This is a genomic window from Pigmentiphaga litoralis, from assembly GCF_048632615.1.
GTDB classification, from domain to species: Bacteria; Pseudomonadota; Gammaproteobacteria; order Burkholderiales; family Burkholderiaceae_B; genus Pigmentiphaga; species Pigmentiphaga litoralis_B.
Map to the genome: position 1 here is coordinate 1,705,934 of NZ_CP184479.1, position 24,023 is coordinate 1,729,956.

The 24,023-nt window shown below is 65.6% G+C and carries 14 protein-coding genes and 4 pseudogenes; 5 read left to right on the forward strand and 13 right to left on the reverse strand.

Features of this window, described 5'->3' with window-relative positions:
- Nucleotides 1–33: 33 nt before the first annotated feature.
- Nucleotides 34–1,715, forward strand: a pseudogene (locus ACNANG_RS07525) (FMN-binding glutamate synthase family protein).
- A gap of 112 nt (nucleotides 1,716–1,827) precedes the next feature.
- On the opposite strand, the gene mnmA reads toward ACNANG_RS07525, so the two are convergent.
- From mnmA to ACNANG_RS07545, 4 genes and pseudogenes are all read right to left on the reverse strand, one after another.
- The gene (gene mnmA / locus ACNANG_RS07530; protein WP_420226671.1) at nucleotides 1,828–2,940 is read right to left on the reverse strand and encodes a tRNA 2-thiouridine(34) synthase MnmA; all 1,113 of its coding nucleotides are present in this window, start codon (nucleotides 2,938–2,940) and stop codon (nucleotides 1,828–1,830) included.
- A gap of 292 nt (nucleotides 2,941–3,232) precedes the next feature.
- Complete coding sequence (locus tag ACNANG_RS07535) at nucleotides 3,233–3,700, reverse strand: NUDIX domain-containing protein (protein ID WP_420226672.1); 468 nt, start codon at nucleotides 3,698–3,700, stop codon at nucleotides 3,233–3,235.
- Nucleotides 3,701–3,942: 242 nt separating this feature from the next.
- A pseudogene (locus ACNANG_RS07540) lies at nucleotides 3,943–4,868 on the reverse strand (dihydrodipicolinate synthase family protein).
- Nucleotides 4,869–4,986: 118 nt separating this feature from the next.
- Nucleotides 4,987–5,697, reverse strand: coding sequence for a FadR/GntR family transcriptional regulator (locus ACNANG_RS07545; RefSeq protein WP_420226673.1), 711 nt, complete (start codon nucleotides 5,695–5,697; stop codon nucleotides 4,987–4,989).
- A 268-nt stretch (nucleotides 5,698–5,965) separates the two neighbouring features.
- On the opposite strand from ACNANG_RS07545, the gene ACNANG_RS07550 reads away from it, so the two are divergent.
- The 3 genes from ACNANG_RS07550 to ACNANG_RS07560 are packed head-to-tail and all read left to right on the forward strand — an operon-like array spanning nucleotide 5,966 to nucleotide 8,906.
- Nucleotides 5,966–7,090: a Re/Si-specific NAD(P)(+) transhydrogenase subunit alpha gene (locus tag ACNANG_RS07550; protein ID WP_420226674.1), complete on the forward strand. Its 1,125-nt coding sequence runs from the start codon at nucleotides 5,966–5,968 to the stop codon at nucleotides 7,088–7,090.
- Complete coding sequence (locus tag ACNANG_RS07555; protein ID WP_420226675.1) at nucleotides 7,090–7,473, forward strand: NAD(P) transhydrogenase subunit alpha; 384 nt, start codon at nucleotides 7,090–7,092, stop codon at nucleotides 7,471–7,473. The genes ACNANG_RS07550 and ACNANG_RS07555 overlap by 1 nt, the downstream gene beginning before the upstream one ends.
- Nucleotides 7,473–8,906, forward strand: a complete 1,434-nt coding sequence (locus tag ACNANG_RS07560; RefSeq protein WP_420226676.1) for an NAD(P)(+) transhydrogenase (Re/Si-specific) subunit beta — start codon at nucleotides 7,473–7,475, stop codon at nucleotides 8,904–8,906. The genes ACNANG_RS07555 and ACNANG_RS07560 overlap by 1 nt, the downstream gene beginning before the upstream one ends.
- Before the next feature lie 13 nt (nucleotides 8,907–8,919).
- On the opposite strand, the gene pdeM is transcribed toward ACNANG_RS07560, so the two are convergent.
- The 7 genes and pseudogenes from pdeM to ACNANG_RS07595 form a co-directional block, all read right to left on the reverse strand.
- Nucleotides 8,920–9,603: a ligase-associated DNA damage response endonuclease PdeM gene (pdeM, locus tag ACNANG_RS07565; protein WP_420226677.1), complete on the reverse strand. Its 684-nt coding sequence runs from the start codon at nucleotides 9,601–9,603 to the stop codon at nucleotides 8,920–8,922.
- A gap of 17 nt (nucleotides 9,604–9,620) precedes the next feature.
- Nucleotides 9,621–13,307, reverse strand: coding sequence for a DEAD/DEAH box helicase (locus tag ACNANG_RS07570; RefSeq protein WP_420227480.1), 3,687 nt, complete (start codon nucleotides 13,305–13,307; stop codon nucleotides 9,621–9,623).
- Between the two features lie 206 nt (nucleotides 13,308–13,513).
- Nucleotides 13,514–15,160: an ATP-dependent DNA ligase gene (locus ACNANG_RS07575; protein ID WP_420226678.1), complete on the reverse strand. Its 1,647-nt coding sequence runs from the start codon at nucleotides 15,158–15,160 to the stop codon at nucleotides 13,514–13,516.
- Nucleotides 15,161–15,531: 371 nt separating this feature from the next.
- Nucleotides 15,532–16,584 (reverse strand): annotated as a pseudogene (locus tag ACNANG_RS07580) (ligase-associated DNA damage response exonuclease); the annotation flags it as partial.
- Between the two features lie 225 nt (nucleotides 16,585–16,809).
- Entirely contained in the window at nucleotides 16,810–18,051 is a 1,242-nt protein-coding gene (glcF, locus tag ACNANG_RS07585; protein WP_420226679.1) for a glycolate oxidase subunit GlcF, read from the reverse strand.
- Nucleotides 18,052–18,072: 21 nt separating this feature from the next.
- Nucleotides 18,073–19,158, reverse strand: coding sequence for a glycolate oxidase subunit GlcE (gene glcE, locus ACNANG_RS07590; protein ID WP_420226680.1), 1,086 nt, complete (start codon nucleotides 19,156–19,158; stop codon nucleotides 18,073–18,075).
- Between the two features lie 63 nt (nucleotides 19,159–19,221).
- Entirely contained in the window at nucleotides 19,222–20,718 is a 1,497-nt protein-coding gene (locus tag ACNANG_RS07595) for an FAD-linked oxidase C-terminal domain-containing protein (RefSeq protein WP_420226681.1), read from the reverse strand.
- Between the two features lie 199 nt (nucleotides 20,719–20,917).
- Here ACNANG_RS07595 and ACNANG_RS07600 point away from each other — a divergent pair, with 199 nt between their 5' ends.
- Nucleotides 20,918–21,493, forward strand: coding sequence for a cob(I)yrinic acid a,c-diamide adenosyltransferase (locus ACNANG_RS07600; RefSeq protein ID WP_420226682.1), 576 nt, complete (start codon nucleotides 20,918–20,920; stop codon nucleotides 21,491–21,493).
- A 71-nt stretch (nucleotides 21,494–21,564) separates the two neighbouring features.
- Here the strand turns inward: ACNANG_RS07600 and aroG are convergent.
- Nucleotides 21,565–22,637: pseudogene (gene aroG / locus ACNANG_RS07605) on the reverse strand (3-deoxy-7-phosphoheptulonate synthase AroG).
- A 300-nt stretch (nucleotides 22,638–22,937) separates the two neighbouring features.
- Entirely contained in the window at nucleotides 22,938–24,011 is a 1,074-nt protein-coding gene (locus ACNANG_RS07610) for an alpha/beta fold hydrolase (RefSeq protein ID WP_420226683.1), read from the reverse strand.
- Nucleotides 24,012–24,023: the final 12 nt, after the last annotated feature.

Below are 24,023 nucleotides of genomic sequence, written 5' to 3' on the forward strand. Positions count from 1 at the left end.
AGTCGGCTATCTGGCTGACCCAAGGAAGTACGCATGGCCTGGTTTGCTCCCCGTTACGCCACGCTGTGGCTGTCTGTCATTGGCACGATCGTTTTTGGCGCCATCGCGCTTGAACGGCCGGGCTGGGCCATCGCCGCGCTGATCTGCGCCCTGCTCGTCGCCGTCGGCATCCACGACCTGCGCCAGCGCCAGCACGCCATCCTGCGCAACTACCCCATCATCGGCAACCTGCGCTTCCTGTTCGAACTGGTGCGCCCCGAAGTGCGGCAGTACTTTCTGGAAGATGACACCAACGCACAGCCCTTCTCGCGCAATCAGCGGTCGATCGTGTACCAGCGGGCGAAACAGGACGTCGACAAGCGGCCATTCGGCACACAGGAAGACGTCTACGGCACGCGCTACGAGTGGATCAACCACTCGATGGCCCCGGTGCATATCGACAACTTCGACTTTCGCGTGACGGTCGGCGGCCCGGACTGTACGCAGCCCTACAGCGCCTCGATCTTTAACATCTCGGCAATGAGCTTTGGCTCGCTGTCGGCCAATGCCGTGCTGGCGCTCAATACCGGCGCCAAAAAGGGAACTTCGCGCATGACACCGGCGAAGGCGGCATCAGCAGCTATCACCGGCGTCCGGGCGGCGACCTGATCTGGAACATCGGGTCGGGTTATTTCGGCTGCCGCGACGCCGACGGCAACTTCAGCGAAGAAGCCTTCGTCCGCAATGCGACCCAGCCCAATGTCCGCATGATCGAGATCAAGCTGTCCCAGGGCGCAAAGCCGGGTCATGGCGGCATCCTGCCCGGCAGCAAGGTCACGGCCGAAATTGCCGAGGCGCGCGGCGTTCTGGTTGGGGTCGACTGCAACTCGCCCGCGGCGCACAGCGCGTTCAGCACGCCTCTAGGCCTGATGCAGTTCGTGCAGCGTCTGCGTCATCTGTCGGGGGGCAAGCCGGTCGGGTTCAAGCTCTGTATCGGCCACCCGTGGGAGTGGTTCGCGATCGTCAAAGCCATGCTCGAAACCAACATTACGCCGGACTTTATCGTGGTGGACGGCGCCGAGGGTGGCACCGGCGCGGCGCCCGTCGAATTCACGGATCATGTTGGCGTGCCGATGCAGGATGCGCTCCTGCTCGTGCACAACACGCTGGTCGGCACGCACCTGCGCGACCGCATCAAGCTTGGCGCCGCGGGCAAGATCATCACGGCGTTCGACATCGCGCGCACCATGGCCATGGGCGCCGACTGGTGCAACAGCGGCCGCGGCTTCATGTTCGCCGTGGGCTGCATCCAGGCGCAGACCTGCCACACCGGCACGTGCCCCACCGGTGTCACGACGCAGGATCCGGTGCGCCAGCGCGCGATCGTCGTGCCCGACAAGGGCGAGCGGGTCTACAACTTCCATCGCAATACGCTGCGTGCGGTGTCGGAACTGGTGTCGGCGGCCGGACTGCCCCACCCGAACAAGCTCGGGCCGGAGCACATCGTGCGGCGGCTGTCGGGCAATGAGGTCAAGCTGCTGGCGGGCCTGTTCCCGTTCCTGAAGCCGGGTGAACTGCTGGACGGCAACGTCGACTACGCGGTCTACCGGACGTTCTGGCCGATGGCGCAGGCGAATTCGTTCGAGCCGGTCAAGCCTGATGCAGGCAGCGGGACGTCTACCGGCATGGCAAAGCAGACGGTGAGCGAAGCGGTCCTGGAGAAGATGAGCGCATAGTGGAATGCCCCCTAGGCGCTGCGCGCCACCCCGGGGGCGACACCAGCGGACCGGCAAAGCCGGATCCGCGGTGTCCTGGATCGGAGCAGCGCTGGGCGCCTTGCATCGGGATTTACGAGGCGATGATGCCGCCGCCCAGGCAGACGTCGCCGTCGTACAGCACGGCGGACTGGCCTGGGGTGACGGCCCACTGCGCGGTTGCGAAGTCCAGGGCGAATTCGGCTCCGCTGGCGGCGTTGAGCACGGCGGGTGAATCGCTCTGGCGGTACCGGGTCTTGGACCCGTATTCACTTGCCAGCACCGGCGCATCGCCTGCCACCCAGGACGCGTTCTGCGCCTGCAGGGACTGGCTCAACAACCAGGGATGGTCATGCCCCTGCACCACGTACAGCGTGTTGCTCGGAATGTCCTTGCGCGCCACGTACCAGGCGTCGCTGGTGCCGTCGTCATGCTGCTTGCCTTTCACGCCGCCAATGCCCAGGCCCTTGCGCTGCCCGAGGGTATAGAACGACAGGCCGACATGTTCCCCGATCAGATCGCCTTCGGGCGTCTTGATCGGGCCCGGCTGGGTGGGCAGGTAGCGATTCAGGAAGTCGCGGAACGGCCGCTCGCCAATGAAGCAGATGCCGGTCGAATCCTTCTTGGCGGCATTCGACAGGCCCAGTTCATGGGCAATGCGGCGCACTTCGGTCTTCGGGATTTCGCCGAGCGGAAACACGGTGCGTGACAACTGCTGCTGGTTCAACCGGTGCAGGAAATAGCTCTGATCCTTGCTGGCGTCCAGCGCCTTCAGCAACTGGTAGCGGCCCGCGTCGGGGCCGCCCGTCACCTGCCGCACGCGGGCATAGTGGCCCGTGGCGATCTGCTCGGCGCCCAGCGCCATGGCGTGATCCAGGAAAGCCTTGAACTTGATCTCGGCGTTGCACAGCACGTCCGGATTCGGCGTGCGGCCGGCCGAATATTCCGTCAGGAATTCGGCAAACACGCGATCCTTGTATTCCGCTGCAAAGTTCACGGCTTCGATGTCGACGCCGATCATGTCGGCCACGCTCACGGCATCGAGCCAATCCTGGCGGGTCGAGCAGTATTCCGAATCATCGTCGTCTTCCCAATTCTTCATGAACAGGCCCACCACCTCGTAGCCCTGCTGCTTGAGCAGCCACGCGCTGACCGAGGAATCGACTCCCCCGGACATGCCTACGACGATACGACCCTTGTTTGCCATGATGAATTGCCAATGCTGCGAGTGAAATGACCGGCCATGCCCCGTGTCGGAAACGACGTTCAGGGAAGCGACGTGCCGGATGGGGATGAATCGGGAGTATGTGAATCTGGAGTACGTGAGTCTGGCGCGGATGAATCCGAAGCCGCCGCGTCGGAACTAGACGCGGACGCAGGCGACTGTGAAGCCGCCAGAGCCGAACCGGACTCGGACACAGGCGACAGTGAAGCCGCCAGAGCCGAACCGGACTCGGACGAAAGCGAATCCGACACCGACGAATCCGTGTGCAACGCGGTCAGCGGGATCCAGCCTCGGCCACTGGCGCGACCGGCCAGGTAGTGGTCCACGCACTGCATGACCAGGGACTGCGGTGCAGGGCTGGGCAGGCGCGCAACGCATCGGCGGTCATCCAGAGGGCCCGCCGAATGCCAACGTCCAGTTCCCGGCTGCGATCGGGCTCGCCTACCGTGCCGACAAAAGCGAACCGCAGATAGGTGGTGCCGGTGCGCGCCGTATCACCCCCGGTGCGCCATAAATACGTGCCGAGCAGGCCGATCGGCTGCAGCACGTGCGCAGTTTCTTCAAGGGTTTCGCGAATGGCCGCCGCAGCCAGGGACTCGCCAGGTTCGAGATGACCGGCAGGCTGGTTCAGCCGGACACCGTCCGCGGTGTCTTCTTCGACCATCAGGAACTTGCCGTCCCGCTCGATCACGGCAGCAACGGTGGCGCGGGGCGTCCAGACGTGGGTGTCGTTCAGGTTCATCCGACGATTTTACTGCACCCCGGAATGGGTCATGGGCTGCCGCCACGACAGGATACATAAGCCGTTCCGCCGGCAACCTGCAACCACGCACGCAGGTCGCCCGCACCGCCACCGCGCGACATCCCGGGCGCATCGCCACGGGGTCGCGCGATAGGAGCGCTTGAACGCTTGGCGCCTGGCCGCCCAGGCGCCTGGCCGCTGAACCGCCTGGGGGGCGGTTGCGCGCGTGGGCGCTTGCGCGCTTAGCCGCGCAGACCCGGCATCGTGAAGCCCGTGGCCTTCAGTTTGGCCAGCATGTCGGCTTCCTGATCGCCAGGCAGTTCGACCAGCGGCGGACGCACGGTGCGCCATGCCGAGTCACCCGAAAAGTCGGCAATGATGGCCTTCAGCGCCGGGATCATCGAATACTTCTGGACCAATTCACGCGTCGACGTAATGCCTTGCTGAAGCGCGTCGGCTTCGGCGGTCTGCCAGTTGCGATACACGTTGGCAATCGCACCCGGATTGACGTTCCCGGTGGCCGTGATGCAACCCTTGCCGCCATGGCGCATGTTTTCGAGCAGGAACACTTCGCTGCCGGCAAACACGTCAAAGCCCGACTTGGAAAACTCGTCCAGCAGCGCCTTGGTGTTGCTCCAGTCGCCCGACGAATCCTTCAGACCGGCGATGTTCTTTGGGTAGGCCTTCAGCAGACGTTCGACCAGCTTGAGCGAAATGCCGACCTGCGAGACCGGGGGATGTGATACAGGTAGACCTGCAGCGCGTCGCTTGCCACCGTCTCGATCACGGTGCTGTAGTAACGGAACAGACCTTCGTCGGACACGCCCTTGTAGAAGAACGGCGGCAGCATCAGCACGCCACCGCAACCCAGCTTTGCCGCATGCGCGGTCATGGTGATGGCATCGGTCAGGCTCGATGCACCCGTACCCGGCATCAGCGTCTGCGCAGGCACGCCCGAGCCGACCAGGGCGTCCAGCAAGGCCGTTTTTTCGTTGACCGACAGCGAGTTGGCTTCACTGTTCGTGCCAAACACCGCCAACCCCGCGCAGCCGCTGTCCAGCAGCCACTGGCAGTGCTTCACGAAGCGCGAGGCATCCGGCGCGTAATCAGGTTTGAAGGGCGTGACAACCGGTGCAAGAACACCTTCCAGGCGGGTAGACGTCGACATGGATTCATCCGAAAAAAGTGATCACGCGGCGCGGATCAAAGTTGAATGGCTTCTAGTACAAAAAGAGGGCGCGAAGCGCTTAACGAAATACGAGGCGCCAAGCGCCCAAGGGGGCCTGCTACACGGGATTCATACGGATTCTTTGAAGGCGGGTCATGCCGTTCCTGAGGTGGGCATGCGCTGCGCTGCGTGCCGCCCCGACGTCATGCGCGGCGATCGCATCGAATATCGCCTGATGTTCCAGCTGGATGTCCCGTAGCCAGCCGGCGATCTCACAGTTCACCCGGCTGATCGACAACTGCTCGCGTGTGTGACGCTCCAGGAATTCAACAAAGCCGTCATACAGCGCGTTGTTTGCCGCCCGCGCGATCGCGCGATGGAAACGCAGATCTTCTTCAACGCCGTTCGACCCGATCTCGCTGGCGCGATTGAGCGTGTTCAACGCCGTGCGGATGGCCTTGATCTGCGGCGCCGTGCCGCGCTCCGCGGCCAGCGCCGCCGCTTCCGTCTCGACACCAATACGCAGCTCAAATACTTCCTGCACCAGCGTGTGGCTGTCTTTGCGGTCGCCGTCGATACGGAATGGCGTATTGCGCAACGAGCTTGCCACGAACGCGCCCAGTCCCTGCCGGGTAAGGACCAGACCATCGGACTTCAGGCGCGAGATGGCTTCGCGGACCACGGTGCGGCTGACGCCATAATCGGTGGCCAGCTTTTCTTCCGTCGGCAAACGGCTGCCCGCCACGCGTTCGCCCGAGACGATCTGGGCGGTAAGCGCCTGGCTCAATTGCTCGACGAGGTTGTTGCTGCGCAGGGCGGAAACGGTCATGGGGCGTGATGCAGAAGAGGCACGTGCGAGCGCGGCTCGGGGCACGTCAAGAGGCCGTACCTTACCCGGTCATCATACAACCAGTCAACTGCAGGGGCAGCCGTCATACCAGGACATTCCTGTCCTTCCGCGGGAAAGAACGCATGTAAGCAAACGTGTTCTGCGTGCTAGGATGCCCTGCACAACAACAAGAATCCGCGCTACGAACGCTAGCCAAGCCTGACCGGCGTGTCACCCGCGACGCGTCGTCCACTGGAGGAGTCCGCTCATGAAGATCGGTATCCCGACCGAAATCCGGTCTGGAGAGACGCGCGTCGCCGCCACGCCCGAAACGGTCAAGAAGCTGCGTGCCTCCGGCGCGCAGGTCATGATCCAGGCAGGCGCCGGCCAGGCCTCGAACTATCTCGACGACGCTTACGCAACCGCCGGTGCCCAGCTCGTCCCGACCGCGGCAGACCTGTACGCCCAGGCCGACGTGGTGCTGAAGGTGCAGGCGCCCGCTTCCGATGAACGCGCGTGGTTGCGCCCAGGCCAGGTAGTGATCGGCATGCTGAACCCGTTCGACGCCGAAGGGCTGTCTGCCTTGGCCGCAGCGGGGGTCACCGCGTTTGCACTGGAAGCGGCGCCGCGGATCACCCGGGCGCAGAGCCTGGACGTGCTGTCGTCACAGGCCAATATCGCCGGCTACAAGGCGGTGCTGCTGGCCGCCAATGCGTACGGCCGGTTCCTGCCAATGCTGATGACGGCCGCAGGCACGGTCAAGGCGGCGCGGGTGGTGGTGCTGGGCGCGGGCGTGGCGGGCTTGCAGGCCATTGCGACGGCCAAACGACTGGGCGCGGTGGTCGAAGCGTCCGATGTGCGGCCGGCGGCCAAGGAACAGATCGAATCGCTGGGCGCCAGATTCATCGACGTGCCTTTCGAGACGGACGAGGAACGCGAGATCGCGCAGGGCGTGGGCGGCTACGCGCGGCCCATGCCGGCGGCGTGGATGGCGCGCCAGGCGGGCCTGGTGGCCGAACGGTGCAAGCAGGCCGACATCGTCATCACCACGGCATTGATCCCCGGCCGCCCCGCCCCCGTACTGGTATCCGAAGACACGGTCAAGGCCATGAAGCCGGGGTCGGTCATCGTCGACCTGGCAGTGGAACGGGGCGGCAACTGCCCGTTGTCCCGGCCCGACCAGGTGGTGGTCGCGCATGGGGTGACCCTGATCGGTCATACCAACCTGCCTGCAATGGTGGGCGCGGATGCGTCGGCCCTGTATGCCCGCAACGTGCTGGACTTCCTGAAGCTGATCCTGGACAAGGAAGGCGCGCTGGCCATCCAGCGTGAAGACGAGATCGTGGCGGCCTGCATGGTGGCCGACGCCAACCGCGTGACGAGGAGCGCCTGATGGACCTGATCGATCACACCGTCATCAACCTGATCATTTTCGTGCTGGCGATCTACGTCGGGTATCACGTGGTCTGGAACGTCACACCTGCCCTGCATACGCCGTTGATGGCGGTGACCAATGCCATTTCGGCCATCATCATCGTGGGCGCCATGCTGGCGGCGGCGCTGACCGACACCACGCTGGGCAAGACCATGGGCGTGCTGGCCGTGGCGCTGGCGGCGGTCAATGTCTTTGGCGGCTTTCTGGTCACGCGCCGCATGCTGGAAATGTTCCGTAAGAAGGACAAGGCGCCGCGCGCGGCGGGCGCGCTGGCTGAGGGTGGGGAGGCCGGCAAGGCCGATGCCGAGGCCACTGCTTCCACCGTGAAGGAGACACACTGATGCTCTCGCTCAATGTGGTCACCCTGCTCTATCTGCTTGCGTCGGTGTGCTTCATCCAGGCGCTCAAGGGGCTGTCGCATCCGACGACCTCGCGGCGCGGCAACGCCTTCGGGATGATCGGGATGACCATCGCGGTGCTGACGACCGGCGCACTGATCGCGCGGCTCAGCCAGGCGCCCGCGATCGGGCTGGCGTGGGTGCTGGTCGGCCTGTTGGTCGGCGGAACCGCCGGCACGATGATGGCCAGGCGGGTCGAGATGACCAAGATGCCGGAACTGGTGGCCTTCATGCACAGCATGATCGGTCTGGCGGCCGTCTTCATTGCGATCGCCGCGGTGGCCGAACCGCATGCTTTCGGTATTGCCGCGGCCGGCACGCCGATTCCCTTCGGCAACCGCATCGAACTGTTCATCGGCAGCTTCGTGGGCGCCATTACGTTCTCGGGGTCGGTCATCGCTTTTGGCAAGCTGTCGGGCAAGTACACGCTGCGGGTGTTCCGTGGCGCGCCGGTGCAGTTCGCCGGGCAGCACCTGCTCAACCTGCTGCTGGGGATCGTAATGCTGGCGTGCGGCCTGTGGTTCGTGCTCACCCAAAGCTGGACCCCGTTCGTGCTGATGCTGGCCATCGCTTTTGTGCTGGGCGTGCTGATCATCATCCCGATCGGCGGGGCGGACATGCCGGTGGTGGTGTCGATGCTGAACAGCTATTCGGGCTGGGCCGCGGCCGGGATCGGGTTCTCGCTCAACAACCCCATGCTGATCATTGCCGGGTCGCTGGTGGGATCGTCCGGCGCCATCCTGTCCTACATCATGTGCAAGGCCATGAACCGGTCGTTCTTCAACGTGATCCTGGGCGGCTTCGGGGGCGATGCCAACAGTGGCGCGGCGGCGGGCGAGCAGGTGCAGCGTCCGGTCAAGTCGGGCAGCCCCGACGACGCGGCCTTCATGCTGACCAATGCCGAAACCGTGGTGATCGTACCGGGATATGGCCTGGCCGTGGCCCGCGCGCAGCATGCGCTGAAAGAGCTGACCAGCAAGCTGGTGGCGCGGGGCGTGGACGTCAAGTATGCGATCCACCCGGTGGCGGGCCGCATGCCAGGGCACATGAACGTGCTGCTGGCCGAGGCCGAAGTGCCGTACGAGCAGGTGTTCGAGATGGATGACATCAACAGCGAGTTCGGGCAGGTGGACGTGGTGCTGGTCCTGGGCGCGAACGATGTGGTCAATCCGGCAGCCAAGACGGACCCGAAGTCGGCCATTGCCGGCATGCCCATCCTGGAGGCCTACAAGGCGCGGACGGTGATCGTGAACAAGCGGTCCATGGCCGCGGGCTATGCGGGCCTGGACAACGAGTTGTTCTATCTCGACAAGACCATGATGGTTTTTGGCGACGCGAAAAAGGTCGTTGAAGACATGGTGAAAGCGGTGGAATGAGGACGTCCGCGATTCACGCCTGCGCGAGTCCCTGCACCTGCCATACTCCGCCTCCACCGGCCACGTAGATGCGTCGGCCGGGGGCATGCTGCACGGCATAGCCGCCCGTGAAGTCACCGAACGCCGGCAGCACCGCGGCGCCGTCATCGAACACGAAACCGGGCAGCCTCAGGCTGTCCCGGCCGAGCCCGCGCAGTACGAACACGGGGTGCTCGTGCCCGGCCAGCACATAGTGGGTCGGATGGCGCTGGGGGTGATGACACAACGCCAACGCCCCCATCAGAAAAGGCTCGTTTACCACCTGGAATTGCAGCGCCTTGGGCGGATCCCCGGCACGCGCATCGTGATTGCCGCGCACCAGCGTGCACCGCAGGTCCGGACGCCTTGCCCGCCATGCGAGCAGCGTGTCGAAGGTCGGGCCGGTGGACCGGTGCACCTGCGGACCATGCAGGAAATCGCCCAGAAAAACGATGTGTTCGGCCGGGTAGCGGTCCAGCAATGCATCGATACGCTCGACATTATGTTGGGTAGTGCCGTGCGGCACGGGTTGGCCCAGCACGCGGTAGGTCGCGGCCTTGCCAAAATGGGCATCGGCGATCAGCAAAGTGCGCTGCGCAGGCCACCAGATGGCGTGATCGGCCAGCAGCCATAGTCGTTCACCATGGCAGTCGATCTCGACATGAACAGGAAGATTCAAAGCGGGCAATTCCAATACTAAGAGGCCGCGCGGCGCGGCTTGACGGTTGCGTCGGCGACTTGTTCGAGATTCTGGACCATGCGGGCTACGCGGTCGGCCAGTGATTCATTCGACAATTTTTCGCGGAAACGTTCCACCAGCAAGGGAAAGCCGAAGGGCGTCGGGCGTTCCAGCACCCGCAGATCCAGTTCGCGTTCCCGCAGCCGCTCCAGCGTGTGCTGCAGGCGCGCGATGTCGAGTTCCTGGCTGAGCACCTCGCGTTCGGCCTGGGTCAGCAGCAGATTGCCCGGGTCATACTTGCGGAACACGTCGTAGAACAGGCCTGACGACGCCTGCACCTGCCGCATGCTTTTGGCCGCGCCCGGGAAGCCCTGGAAGATCAGCCCCGACACGCGCGCGATTTCCCGGAAGCGGCGCTGCGCAAGTTCGCCCGCATTCATGCTGTCCAGGATCTCCTTGAGCAGATCGTCGGGCAGTTCAGGTGGGGCAACACCGGCGGGCAGGCGCGTCTCCAGAATGCGCGGCAGGGCATTGACCCAATCCACCGGCGTGGACGACAGCAGCTCCAGACCGTAATCGTTCACCGCCATGGAGAAGGTCGCGGGCTGCAATTGCGCCGCGCGCCAGGCCAGCAGGCTGGCGATGCCCAGGTGCACATGGCGGCCCGCGAACGGGTACAGGAACAGGTGCCAGCCTTCGCGCGACTTGAGCGTTTCCGCAAGCAGGCTGTGCGCCGTCGGCAGTGCCGACCATCGCTGCTGGATGTCGAGCAGCGGCTTGGCCAGGCGCAACTCGGGACTGTCGTAATGGCCTTTGGACGCGGCTTCAAGCTGGTCGACGACCGCATCCGCCAATGTCGACGACATGGGCATCTTGCCGCCATTCCAGCGCGGCACGGCAGGCTTGCGGGCCGACGCTCGCTTCACGAACGCGGTCATTTCGTGCACACGCACCAGTTCCAGCACCTTGCCCGCGAACAGGAAACCTTCGCCGGGTTTCAGCCGGGCAATGAAGCTTTCTTCGATGGTGCCCAGCCGTCCGCCGCCGCCCTTGCCGGTCCAGTACCGCACCTGCATGCTGGCGTCGCTGACGATGGTGCCGACGCTCATGCGGTGCCGGCGCGCCAATCGGGCATCCGGCACGCGCCACACGCCTTCGGCGTCGGGCACCACGCGGCGGTAGTCGGGATAGGCGGCCAGGGACTCGCCGCCCTGTCGGACGAAGTCCAGGCACCACTGCCAGGATTCGCGCGACAAGGACCGATAGGACCACGCGGTACGCACTTCGTCGTACAGGCGGTCGGGCGTGAAGCCGCCGCCGAGGGCGACGGTGACCAGGTGCTGGACCAGCACGTCGAGCGGTTGATCAGGGGCGGTGCGCGCTTCGACATGCCCTTCGCGCACGGCTTCGCGCGCGGCGGCGCCTTCGATCACTTCAATGCTGTGCGTCGGGACCAGCGTGACCCGCGAAGGCCGGCCCGGCGCATGCCCCGAACGGCCGGCACGTTGCAGCAGGCGCGCCACGCCCTTCGCGGATCCGATTTGCAGTACCCGGTCCACCGGCAGGAAGTCGACGCCCAGGTCCAGGCTGGAAGTGCATACCACCGCACGCAGACTGCCGGTCTTGAGGCCCTCTTCCACCCAGTCGCGCACTGCTTTGTCGAGGGACCCATGGTGCAAGGCGATTTCGCCTGCCCATTCGGGCTTGGCGTCGAGCAGGGCCTGATACCAAAGCTCGGCTTGGGAGCGGGTGTTGGTGAAGACGAGGGTGTTGGACGATGAGGCGATTTCCCCGATGACCTTGGGCAGCATGCGCAGGCCGAGGTGCCCGGCCCAGGCGAAGCGTTCGACCTCGTCGGGGAGCAAGGTGTCGATGAGCAGGGTCTTGGGTTCCTGACCGCGGACCAGTACGCCGCGCGGATCGGGTTGGATGATGGCGGTGTGTGTTGAGGCTGCGGTGCTGGTGCTGCGGGTGTCCGTGCTGCTATTGCCAGTGCCACGGCTGCCGGAGCTGTCAACGTCGTTGACGGCGTTGCGGGCCGCATTGGCGTTGCCGCTCCCGTTTGCGCCCAGCAATGTCTGCATCGCCTCGTCGAGATTGCCCAGCGTCGCGGACAGGCCCCAGACCTGCAACTGCGGGTTCCACCGCCGCAGGCGGGCCAGCGCGAGCTGGACTTGCACGCCGCGTTTGTTGCCAAGCAGTTCGTGCCATTCGTCGACGACGACCATGCGTATCGTGGAAAGCGTGGCTTCCGCGTCGTTGCGCGCGAGCATGAGCGACAGGCTTTCCGGCGTGGTGATGAGCGCGGTGGGCAGGCGGCGGGCCTGGGCGGCGCGGTCGCTGCTGCCGGTGTCGCCGGTGCGCTGCCCGACGGTCCAGTCCAGGCCCAAGGCGTCGACGGGCGTGTTGAGCGCCTTGTAGGTGTCGGCTGCCAGCGCGCGCATGGGCGTCAGCCAGACCACCGTGAGCGGTGGCGGAGGAAAGGCGCGGCTGCGAAGACGAGCGGGCGGTGGCGGCGCGGCGACTGAGGTGGATGGCGCCGACGCGGCCGCATGGGCAGCGCGGCTGGCCGCGATCGCCCGCCGCATGGCAGAGGACGCGGCCCGCATGATGGCGCCGGGGTTTACGGCGGCCTGGGTTTCGAGGTCGTCGATCGAGCGCGGTTCGCGGGTCGGAATGAGGGCAGCGTTATCTGACGCAGACCTGGGGTCGGCGGCGGGGTTCTTGCTCTTCGCGGCGGCTCTGCTGTCTGCGTGACCGTCTGCTTGGCTGCCTGCCTGAGTGCCTGCTTTGCTGCCGGCCGAACTTCCTGCTCGGCCGCCCGCCGGACTTCCTGATTGGCTGCCTGCCGGACTGCCTGCTCGGCTGCCTGCCGAACTTCCTGATTGGCTGCCTGCCGGGATGCCTGCCTTGCCGGGCGCTTTCCCTGCGGCCTCTGCGGCAGCGCGCGCGGCAGCTTCCGCCGCCGCCTTTTCCGCTTTGGCCTGCGCCCAGGCGGCATAGCTGCCAGGGCCGGATACGGCGGGCGTGCCTTGCGCAGTAGCCGAGCTTGATGAAGTAGCCGGTCCTGATGCGGTAGGCGAGCCTGGTGCGGTGGCCGGCCGTCCCCCACTGCCTTGCGACTCCAGCGTCCCGCGCTCGAACGCCGGGTTGGGGGCGCTCAGCCCGAGCGCGGCGTCCAGCGCGCGGCGGCGTGTGGCTTGCGAGCCGCGCCGGCGGTCGCGCGGCACGCGCCGCGGTTCGGGCAGACCGCCCGATAGCGACGGCGAGGCGCAACGGCCATGGCCTTCAGGCGCCTCATCACCGTCCTCATCGGCAGGATCGTGATCGACGTGACGGCGGCCGCCATTGCCGCTGGCGGCAGCATCCTCGTTCTCCACCTCGTCATCGTCCATGCCGGCCACGGCATCGAAATGCGTGGCGCGCGGCGGCTTGCGGGGGGCGGATGCGTCCGGGGACGACCCGTCGGCATCGATCACGGCACCGTTCCCCTGATCAGCTGCGGCATCCGCAACGGCTTCACCCGTCGCATCGAGCATCGGCGGATGCACCGCCCTTGCACCAAATGCCAGCAAGGCCCCAAGCCAGATCGCATAGGTCTTGCCGGCACCGGTCGTGGCATGCAGCAGGCCGGACTTGCCGCCTATGATCGCGTCCCACGCATCCTGCTGGAAACGGAAGGGCGACCAGCCACGTGCTGCCATCCAGGGCGCAAGCAGCTTGGGCACGGCACGGCGGCGCGCGCGGGGACGAGGCGCTGCCGACGGCGCGGCGCCGCCTTGCACAGGGACGGACGAGATGTCGGACGCAGCGGCAAGCGTCGCTGCCCCCGCGGTCTTCCGACTCGATGGCCTTCGTGTCGCGGCCGTTGCACCGTCCTTGGCCGGTTTGCCCGCCGCCGTCTTTGTCGTCATGACGGCAGCAGCGCGGATAGCGTGGTCAGCGTGTCCGCTTCTTCCACCGGCTTGTCGGTACGCCAGCGCAGCATGCGTGGAAAGCGTACGGCGATCCCGCTCTTGTGCCGCGTGCTGCGCGCAATGCCTTCAAAGCCAAGTTCGAAGACCATGGTCGGCTTGACGCTGCGCACGGGCCCAAAGCTTTCGATTGTCGTTTTGCGGATGATGTTGTCGACCTTGCCGATTTCTTCGTCGGTCAGTCCCGAGTACGCTTTGGCAAACGGCACGAGCTTGCGGTCGGGGTCGCCCGGGTCGCCATCCCACACGGCAAACGTGTAGTCGGAATACAGGCTGGCGCGGCGGCCGTGGCCGCGTTGTCCGTAGATCAGCACCGCATCGATCGTGAACGGGTCGATCTTCCACTTCCACCATACGCCCACGTCCTTGGTGCGGCCCACGCCATAGTGGGCGTCGCGGGCCTTGAGCATCATGCCTTCCACGCCCAGGTCGCGCGATTGTTCGCGTATTTTGGCCAGGTCGGACCATTCCGCGCCATTGAGCAATGGGCTGGCGTGCAAGGCCGGATGCGGATGCGCTTCGACGATGCGATCGAGTTGCGCGCGGCGCGCGTGCTGCGGCTGGGAGCGCCAGTCGACACCGTTCCATTCCAAGACGTCGTAGGCCAGCAGGGCAACCGGCGCGTCGCGCAGGATTTTGGGGCCGAGCGTCTTGCGGCCGATGCGTTGCTGCAGGATGGCGAAGGGCTGCACCTTGCCGTCCTGCCAGACAACGATTTCGCCATCGATCACGGTGCCATCGGGCAGGAAGTCGCCAATGGACACCAGTTCCGGAAAGCGGTCGGTCACGAGGTCTTCGCCCCGCGACCAGATCCACGTCTGCCCTGCCCGCTTCACAAGCTGGCCGCGAATGCCGTCCCACTTCCATTCGATCTGCCAATTTGCGGGCGGGCCCAGCACGGTCGGGAAGGTCGCCACGTCGGCTTGCAAGGGGTGCGCCAGAAAAAAGGGATACGGATGGCCGCTTTGCTGCCGCAACGATTCGTCGCCGGTTTCTTCGGCGATCAGGGCGCGGAACATGTCGGCGTTTGGCCGCGCCGATAGATCGGTGTAGCCGACCAGCCGCTGCGCAATGCGCTTGGCATCCACCCCGCTCACCTCGGCCAGGGCGCGGGTGACAAGCAGTTTGGACACGCCCACCCGAAAGCTGCCCGTAATGAGCTTGGTGCCGACCAGCCGGCCACGCGCGTCGAGCCGCGACCACATGTCGAGCAGCAAGGGCCGCGCCATATCCGGCGCCATGCCGCGCAGCGGCAGCAGGGCTTCGGCCATCCACTGCGCCAGGCCACGGTCTTCGCCATGCACGGACTCGGGCAGCAGTAGCGCAATGGTCTCGGCCAGGTCGCCGACGGCGTGGTAGCTCTCGTCAAACAACCATTCCGGGATGCCGGCCGCCTCACGCGCGAATTCGCGCAGGAATTTGACCGGGATGATCTGCCGGGGCTTCCCGCCCGCGAGGAAGTACACGGCCCACGCGCCATCCTCGGGCGGGACGGCGCTGAAATAGTCGGTCAGCGCCTTGAGCTTGTTCTTGCTCGACGTGGTGCTGTCGAGCGCGGTGTAGAGGTCGACGAACGCCTTCATGACGAGGTGCCCAAACCTTGCGCGGCGGCGGCACGATCGGACGCAGGCTGGCCGTCTTCCGTGGCATCGGACGACGCGGCGCCATGACCTGGGTCAATTGCGTCGCTGGAGTCAGCCGATGGGTCCGGCGTGCCCTTGGCCACCGGCGCCTTCAATTCCGTTACGGCTTCCAGCACGTCAGACGGCGCGTTCAGGGCAAGCTCGGGCTGCGTGCCGGCTTGCACGCCGGGCGCTGCCTTGGCGCTTGCGGCATCGGCGGCGCTACCGGCAGCCGCACCACCGGCAGCCGCACCACTAGCAGCCGCACCACCGGCAGCCCCATCGCCTTCCGCATCAGCGCCTGCCGCAGCAGCGCCAGCCGCATCCACGTCCGCCGCCGTATCCGTCGCCTTGCCGCCTGCCGGCTCGGCCGCCCCCGGCTCGCCACCCGCCTGCGAATCGTCTTCCTCGTCCCCATATTCGGTCGTGAACGACAGGGCCTCATACCCTTGTTCGGTCAGCCACCGCACCATCGGGCCAACGCTGCCGTGCGTGACGTACACCGTTTCGGCGCCGCTTTCCTTGATCGCGTATTGCAGGCCGGGCCAGTCCGCGTGGTCGGACATGACAAAGCCGCGATCCACGCCACGCCGGCGTTGCGCGCCGCGCACCTGCATCCAGCCGCTGGCAAAGCCATCGGAATATTCTCCGAAACGCCGCAACCACGGCGTGCCCTGCGCCGACGGCGGGGCCACAACCAGGCAGCGCCGCAGCAAGGCCTTGTCTTCGATGTCCGTGACTTTGAACGCCGGGGGCAAAGGCACGCCGGCGGCGCGATAGGCCGTGTTGAGCGGATCGACGGCCCCATGAATGACGATGGTGCCGATCGACGGATCCACGCCGGCCAGCACCCGCTGCGCCTTGCCGAACGCATACGCGTAGACCACCGACGCGCGCCCGGCGTCGGCGTTCTCGCGCCACCAGGCATTGATCTCGGCAAACAGGTCGTTGTCGCTCTGCCAGCGGTAGATAGGCAGGCCAAAGGTCGATTCGGTGATGAACGTGTGGCAGCGCACGGGCTCGAAGGGCAGGCAGGTGGGGTCGGTGCCGATCTTGTAGTCGCCCGACGCGACCCAGATTTCACCGCGATATTCGATGCGCACCTGCGATGATCCCAGCACGTGGCCGGCGGGATGCAGGGAGATCGTGACGCCGTTATGAACCACCTTCTCGCCATAGGGCACGGCATCCAGCGATATCTCGCCCATGCGCGATCGCAGCACGCCTTCACCGGGCGCCGCTGCCAGGTAGTGGCGATGCCCCCGCCGCGCATGGTCGGCATGGGCGTGGGTGATCACGGCACGGTCGACCGACCGCCACGGGTCGATATAAAAATCGCCAGGCGGGCAGTACAGGCCCTGCGGCGTCGCGATGACAAGGTCCATAGGCTCTCCCCTGGGGCGCTTCGCGCCTCCCCCAGGGGCAGCACTGGCGGACTGGCAAAGCCAGATCCGCTGTGCTCTTGTTGAAAACATGCGCTTTGGCGTTGCTTTGGCGCTTGGTCTACGTGGGTCTGGATGGCTTGAAAACAAGCTGATACGCCAAGGTGGACTCACGCATGATGCTGGCTCAGCAGGAAATGCGCCCGGGATGTTGGGGCGCGTTGGCGCCTAGGCTGCGGCCAGCGCCGCGTCCACCAGTTCCACCCAGTGCCGCACGGGGATCTTGGTTCCGCCCTGCAGGTGGGTCAGGCACCCGATGTTGGACGACAGGATCATCTCGGGGTTGCCAACTTCGATGGCGTCGAGTTTCCGGCGCCGCAGTTCGCCCGCCATGGCCGGTTGCAACACCGAATACGTGCCGGCCGATCCGCAGCACAGATGGCTGTCGGTAAACGGCTGCAGGGTCAGGCCCAGGTCGGCCAGCAGTTGCTCGGTCACGGGCCGCAGGCGCTGCCAGTGCTGCAGGGTGCAGGGCGGATGGAAAGCCACGCGGCCGGTCGAGCCGGCCGGCAGGCCGCCGATCACGCGCGGCCGCAGCGCTTCGGCATGGGGCGCGACGATCTCGGCAATGTCGCGAACCATGTCGGACACGCGAATGGCCTTGCCGGAATACACCGGATCATGGCGCAGATGATGGGCATACTCGCGCACCATGGCCCCGCAGCCCGAGGCGTTCATGACAATGGCGTCGATGGCGCCGGCTTCGATATCGGGCCACCAGGCATCGATATTCGCGCGCATCTGCATCTTGGCGCCGTCCTGGTCATCCAGGTGGAACCGCACCGCGCCGCAACAGCCGGATCCCGCCGCCACGCGCACGCCCACCCCAATGGCATCGAGCACCCGGATGGTTGCGGCATCGATGGCCGGGATCATGGCCGGTTGCACGCATCCGGCAAGAATGAGCACATTGCGGGCGTGTGCGGGCACGCGTACGTTGCCGGCCGGGCGCCGTGTCGGCACCTTGGCCGCCAGCACGTCGGGCAGCATGGGGCGCAGCGCCTGCCCGGCCTGCATGGCCAGGTTGAATGCCGCCGACCCGATCACTTCTTTCAACACCGTGCGCTTGAAGCGGTCGGTTCGGGACCGCGGAACCCGCTCGTTGACGATCTTGCGCCCGATGTCGACCAGATGGCCATACTGCACGCCCGACGGACAGGTGGATTCACAATTGCGGCAGGTCAGGCAACTGTCGAGGTGGCCCTGCGTTTCGGCGGTGACGGGCTCGCCTTCCAGCATCTGCTTGATCAGGTAGATGCGCCCGCGCGGACTGTCCAGTTCATTGCCTGTGACCTGATAGGTGGGACACGTGGCCGTGCAGAAGCCGCAATGGACGCACTTGCGCAGGATCGCGTCGGCTTCCTGGCCGTCGGCGGTGTCTTTCAGGGATTCGGCAAGCTGGGTCTGCATGACAGTCGATACGCCTTCGGCTCACAAGCCGGGATACATCCGCCCGGGGTTGAACACCCCCGAAGGATCGAATTCGTTTTTCAGGCGATGGTGGATCGCCGCCAAGCCCGCCGTCAGCGGCTGGAACACGCCCACTTCATGCGCTTGCGCTTCCGACGCCGCGCGAAACAGCGTCACGTGCCCGCCCAGATCACGCGCCTGGGCGCGCATCGGCCGGGCCAGGTGCGGGCCAGTCAGCCACCGCTGGGCGCCGCCCCACTCGATCAGGGTCGGCCCGAGATTCAACGGCGGGGTGGCCGACGGCACCGACACGCGCCACAACGGACACGCCGTCAGGAAGGGGTGACGATGGTCCCGCAAGGCGCGCCAGAAGACGTCGCCATCGTCCATCACATCGCCGCCGATCCGGGCCCGCGCCGCCGCCACCGCCGCGGTCGAGCCCGACAGCCGCACGCTCAGCAAGCCGCCTTCAGTGCCCTCTCCCACCCACGCCGTGCCGCTGATGGGCAAGGGCTGCCCGGCCCACTGGTTCATGGCGTGCAGCGCCTGGGACTCCGTCATTGGCAGGCACAGGGTGGTCTCGACCGCGGGGCGCGGCAGCACCTTCAAGGACACGTCGAGCAGGATGCCCAATGTGCCCAACGACCCGGTCAGCAGGCGCGACACGTCGTAGCCCGCCACGTTCTTGATGACCTCGCCACCGAATCGCAGCACCCTGCCCTGTGCATCCATCATCCTCACGCCCAGCACGTAATCCCGTACGCCGCCCGCCGTGGCTCGCCGCGGACCGGCCAGGGCTGCCGCAATACAACCGCCAATCGTTGCGCCCGCCGCGAAGTGCGGCGGCTCGAACGCCAGCATCTGGTGACGGCTGGCCAGTTCGGCTTCGAGATCGGCAAGCCGTGTTCCCGCGCGCGCCGTCACGACCAGTTCGGTCGGCTCGTAGCTGATGATTCCGGCATAGCTCGACATGTCCAGCACGCTGGCGCCTTTGGGCGGCGGATTGCCATAGAAGGACTTCGTGCCGCCCCCGCGGATCGTCAGCGGCTTGCTTGCCGCATTCGCAAGGATCACCCTTGCACGCACATCGGATAACAGGACATCCATAACAACGCGTGGCCAAAAAGAAAGCAGCGCGCCGCCCTGGCACGCTGCAGAGGACGAAAGATGTCAGAAACGCGGTATCTCGGGAAACCGGACGTTTGCCGAATGGGTATGACTGCGGCCGTACTCGTTGCAGCGCGCCAGGGTGGGAATGGCCTTGCCCGGGTTGAGCAGCCCGCTGGCGTCGAAGGCGTGCTTGACCGAAAAGAAGACATCGAGTTCTTCACGCGCGAACTGGACGCACATCTGGTTGATCTTTTCCATGCCGACGCCGTGTTCGCCGGTGACCGTGCCGCCCACTTCCACGCACAGCTCCAGAATCTCGGCGCCGAACTGCTCGGCGCGCTGGACCTCTTCCGGATCATTGGCATCGAACAGGATCAATGGGTGCAGGTTGCCGTCGCCCGCATGAAACACGTTGGCGCAGCGCAGGGCATATTTTTCTTCCATTGCTTCGATCGCCGACAGCACGCGGCTCAGGTGGCGCCGCGGAATGGTGCCGTCCATGCAGTAGTAGTCGGGCGAGATGCGGCCCGCTGCCGGAAAGGCATTCTTGCGCCCGGCCCAGAACCGCAGCCGCTCCGTCTCGTTGCGGGACACCTGGATGCGGGTGGCGCCACTGCCTTCGAATACCGCAATCATGTGGGCGATTTCGTGCGCGACTTCTTCGGGCGTGCCATCGGATTCGCACAGCAGGATGCTGGCCGCGTCCAGGTCGTACCCGGCCTGCACGAAAGGTTCCACCATGCCGGTCGCGCGCTTGTCCATCATTTCCAAGCCTGCCGGTATGATGCCGGCCGCGATGATATTGGCGACGGCATCACCGGCGGCTTCGACCGTTGGAAAGCTGGCCATGATCACCTGCGCCAGGGCCGGCTTGGGCACGAGCTTGACGGTTACTTCGGTGACGACGCCGAGCATGCCTTCCGATCCGATGAAGACCGACAGCAGGTCCAGGCCGGGCGCATCGAGCGCTTCGGACCCGAACTCGACCACATCGCCATCGATCGTCACGACGCGGACGGCCATCACGTTATGCACCGTCAGGCCATACTTGAGGCAATGCACGCCGCCCGAATTTTCGGCCACGTTGCCACCAATGGTGCAGGCGATCTGGCTCGATGGATCGGGTGCGTAGTACAGCTTGTAGGGAGCGGCCGCTTCTGAAATCGCAATGTTGCGCACGCCGGGTTCGACCACGGCCAGCCGTGCCGTGGGGTCGATCCGTTTGATGCGGTTGAACTTGGCCAGGCCCAGCAGAACGCCTTCGGCATGCGGCATGGACCCGCCCGACAGCCCCGTGCCCGCACCGCGCGCCACGACCGGCACCGCCAGCCGCTTGCACAGACGCAAGACGTCTTGCACTTGCGCTTCGGTTTCGGGCAGCACGACCACCATCGGCAACTGACGGAACAGCGCCAGGCCATCACATTCGTAGGGGCGTGTCTGCTCTTCGCGGTAGAGCACGCAATGCGGGGGAACGACCCGGCGCAATGCTTCCACGACTTCAGCCTGACGGGCTGCAATACCCAGGTTATGCCCAACGTCCAAAGGGGCGTTCATCCGCAATCTCCATGACCCCTTGAAGATAGCTTGCGCGCCCCGGTACGCACAGCGGATAAACCCGCAGGATTCAGGGCGCGTGCGCCACAAAACGTGACAGGATGCGGGTCGCCAACAACCCGTAACCGCTTGGTGGACAAAGAGTGCCAAAATCCCTGATTGCGCGTGCTACGCGCCATCTGATTCATTGGAGTACTGCATGGGTAACCGACTCTCCGCCATCGCCACGCGCACGGGGGATGACGGCACGACCGGGCTGGGCGACGGAACGCGTACCGCCAAAGACGCCCTGCGCGTCCAGGCTATGGGGGATGTGGACGAGCTCAACAGCACGATCGGCCTGCTGTTGACGGAAGACCTGCCTAACGACGTGGCGCGCGACCTGTTCGACATCCAGCACGACCTGTTCGACCTGGGCGGCGAGCTGAGCATTCCCGGGTTCACGCTGCTCAAGCCCGAACAGGTGCTGCGGCTGGATGAATGGCTGGCGCGCTACAACGCACCGCTGCCTGCGCTGCGCGAATTCATTCTTCCCGGTGGCTCACGCGCCGCGGCGCTGGCCCACGTGGCCCGCACCGTGTGCCGGCGCGCCGAACGCAGCGTGGTGTCGTTGGAAGCCAATGAGCCCATCAACGACACGCTGCGCCATTATCTGAACCGCTTGTCGGACCTGATGTTCGTGCTGGCCCGCACCCTGAATCGGGTGAACGGGGGCAATGATGTGTTGTGGCGATCGGAACGCAACGCGCGCGCCACGGCTGCCGATCAGGATTGACGTCCTGCCTGTTTGATCAGGTGACGGTCCAGGCGCCACCCGCCTGACCGTCCTTCATACGGTGCGCCGCCTTACTTGCCGGCCTGGCCCACCGCCAGCCGACGCGCCTTGACCGCCTGCGACAGGCGCTGCAGCACCTGCACCGAGCTGTCCCAATCGATGCAGCCGTCGGTAATGCTTTGGCCATACACCAGCGGCTGCCCCGGAATCAGATCCTGACGGCCTGCCACCAGGTGGCTTTCCACCATCACGCCCACGATGCGCGTGTCGCCGGCTTCCATCTGGCGCGCGACGTCGTCGATCACCTGCGGTTGGTTTTCCGGTTTCTTGCTGCTGTTGGCATGGCTGGCATCGATCATGATGCGCGGCGCCAGGCCGGCCTTGGCCATGTCCATGGACGCGGCTTCGATGCTGGCGGCGTCGAAGTTCGGCGCCTTGCCGCCGCGCAGGATCAGGTGGCAGTCTTCATTGCCGTTGGTCGACACGATGGCCGACACGCCGCCCTTGGTGACCGACAGGAAATGATGCGGCTGCGACGCGGCCTTGATCGCATCGACCGCGATCTTGACGTTGCCATCGGTACCGTTCTTGAACCCCACCGGACACGACAGGCCGGACGCCAGCTCGCGATGCACCTGGCTTTCCGTGGTGCGTGCGCCAATGGCGCCCCACGCCACCAGGTCGGCAATGTATTGCGGCGTGATCATGTCCAGGTATTCGCAGCCGGCCGACAGTCCCAGCTCATTGATTTCCAGCAGCACCTGGCGCGCCGTGCGCAGGCCACGGTTGATGGCGAAGCTGCCGTCCAGATCCGGGTCGTTGATCAATCCCTTCCAGCCCACCGTGGTGCGCGGCTTTTCGAAATACACCCGCATGATGATTTCGAGCTCGCCCTGGTATAGGTCGCGCTGGACCTTCAGACGCCGAGCGTAGTCGAGCGCCGCTTGCGTGTCATGGATCGAGCAGGGACCGATGACGACGATGAGGCGGTCGTCCATGCCGTGCAGGATGCGGTGCGAGGCCTGGCGGGCGTTGTACACCGTAGTGGCGACGTCGGTGCTGCACGGCAACTCGCGCATCAGGTGCGAGGGGGAGCGAGTTCCTTGACTTCACGAATGCGCAAGTCATCGGTATTGTGCGACACGGGTGTTCTCCTGAAGGGGCTGCGGATCTTGTTATGAAGGGGGTAGTCGGGTGCCCGGTCCGGTCGCCAGTCCACGCTGGTGGGGTCTACCCGCGCGGCGCATAAAAAAGCCGCCAGGGTAGCTGGCGGCTTTTTTGGGGCAGGAATTCGTTACGTACGACGCTTCCTTTCCTCCGCCAGCGGCATTGGAAATCCAAAAAGTAAAAATAAAAATGGCGGGAAGCGGCGTTCATGGGATTCATACTAGCAGGCCCTTTGCGGCCGAGCAACCGGGGATCCTGTGGTTTTTTCGCGCATGGGTCAATCCGCAAACCACGCAAGCATCAGGGAATTGACCGCGTCGGGGCGTTCGAACATCAGCCAGTGTCCTGCTCCGGGCAAGGCTTCCCAGGCCCGTTCCGGGTGCCCGTCCTGCAAGACCGGCCCCGCCAGATCCGCCTGCGCCGTCGCATCGAACTCACCCCACACGAAGCGCATCGGCACCGTCAGTGGCGCCAGCACGGCAGCAACCGATCCCGACTGCGACAGGTTCTTCGACCGGAAATGGGTCTGCACACAGGCATCGCGATGGACGGTCAACGCCAGGGCATCGATCTGCGCCGGATCGTGAAGCATCAACGCCCGAAGGTTGTGGCGCAGGTCCTCCAGCATCGCGGCTTCATCGGTCGACCGGCGCCAGTTCACCATCGCCAGGGTCTGCCGGCGCGGCGTGCCGTGGCCCGCGGAACCCAGCAAGGCCAGCTTGCGCACGTGGCCGCGTTTGGCTGCGATGTGCGACGCGACCAGGCCGCCGAACGAAAACCCGGCAAGATGAATGGGTGTCGTGCCGCCAATCAGCTGGTCCAGGCTGGCGATCGTCACGCGCACCAGATGATCCAGGTCATCGGGCGATGTTGCCAGCGGGCCGGAAGCGCCATAGCCGGGCAGGTCCGGAACATAGACAGTGTGCTGTCGGGCGAGCGCTTCGATGTTGCGTACCCAGTGCAGCCAGCTGCCGTGCCCGCCGTGGATCAGAACCAGTGGCGTGCCGGTGCCCAGGCTGCGCCAGGCGACGTGTTCGCCCAGGGCCAGGACGTCGTGACGGGTGGTCAGGGATTCCAGACGCGCGACGATGGCGGCAGCTTCGGCGAAGTCGCTGATGGGGCGAGGGGCGGTTGAGTCGGCAGGCAGGGACACGGGCAAGGCAGGTGGCAGTGCACCCGCGCGGAGGGTGAAGGACGCGGGCATCGTACCACCGGGGGGTGGACGGGGCTGGCGGCTGGCCGGCTTGCGGCCCGTCAGGTGCGGCCCACGGCTTCGTGTACCGGCAATCGGCGTGTCGGGCAGGACACGCACACACCGCGACATTGGCGTATAAGGAACTCCTTCATTCAAGGTCACCTCTCC

Coding starts and splice junctions, on each gene's coding strand:
- glcE (WP_420226680.1), bottom strand. CDS start 19,158: ATGGATGTCCTGTTATCCGATGTGCGTGCAAGGGTGATCCTTGCGAAT.
- glcF (WP_420226679.1), bottom strand. CDS start 18,051: ATGCAGACCCAGCTTGCCGAATCCCTGAAAGACACCGCCGACGGCCAG.
- ACNANG_RS07570 (WP_420227480.1), bottom strand. CDS start 13,307: ATGGCAGCACGTGGCTGGTCGCCCTTCCGTTTCCAGCAGGATGCGTGG.
- mnmA (WP_420226671.1), bottom strand. CDS start 2,940: ATGGCAAACAAGGGTCGTATCGTCGTAGGCATGTCCGGGGGAGTCGAT.
- ACNANG_RS07555 (WP_420226675.1), top strand. CDS start 7,090: ATGGACCTGATCGATCACACCGTCATCAACCTGATCATTTTCGTGCTG.
- ACNANG_RS07560 (WP_420226676.1), top strand. CDS start 7,473: ATGCTCTCGCTCAATGTGGTCACCCTGCTCTATCTGCTTGCGTCGGTG.
- ACNANG_RS07575 (WP_420226678.1), bottom strand. CDS start 15,160: ATGAAGGCGTTCGTCGACCTCTACACCGCGCTCGACAGCACCACGTCG.
- ACNANG_RS07535 (WP_420226672.1), bottom strand. CDS start 3,700: ATGAACCTGAACGACACCCACGTCTGGACGCCCCGCGCCACCGTTGCT.
- ACNANG_RS07595 (WP_420226681.1), bottom strand. CDS start 20,718: ATGAACGCCCCTTTGGACGTTGGGCATAACCTGGGTATTGCAGCCCGT.
- ACNANG_RS07545 (WP_420226673.1), bottom strand. CDS start 5,697: ATGACCGTTTCCGCCCTGCGCAGCAACAACCTCGTCGAGCAATTGAGC.
- ACNANG_RS07600 (WP_420226682.1), top strand. CDS start 20,918: ATGGGTAACCGACTCTCCGCCATCGCCACGCGCACGGGGGATGACGGC.
- ACNANG_RS07550 (WP_420226674.1), top strand. CDS start 5,966: ATGAAGATCGGTATCCCGACCGAAATCCGGTCTGGAGAGACGCGCGTC.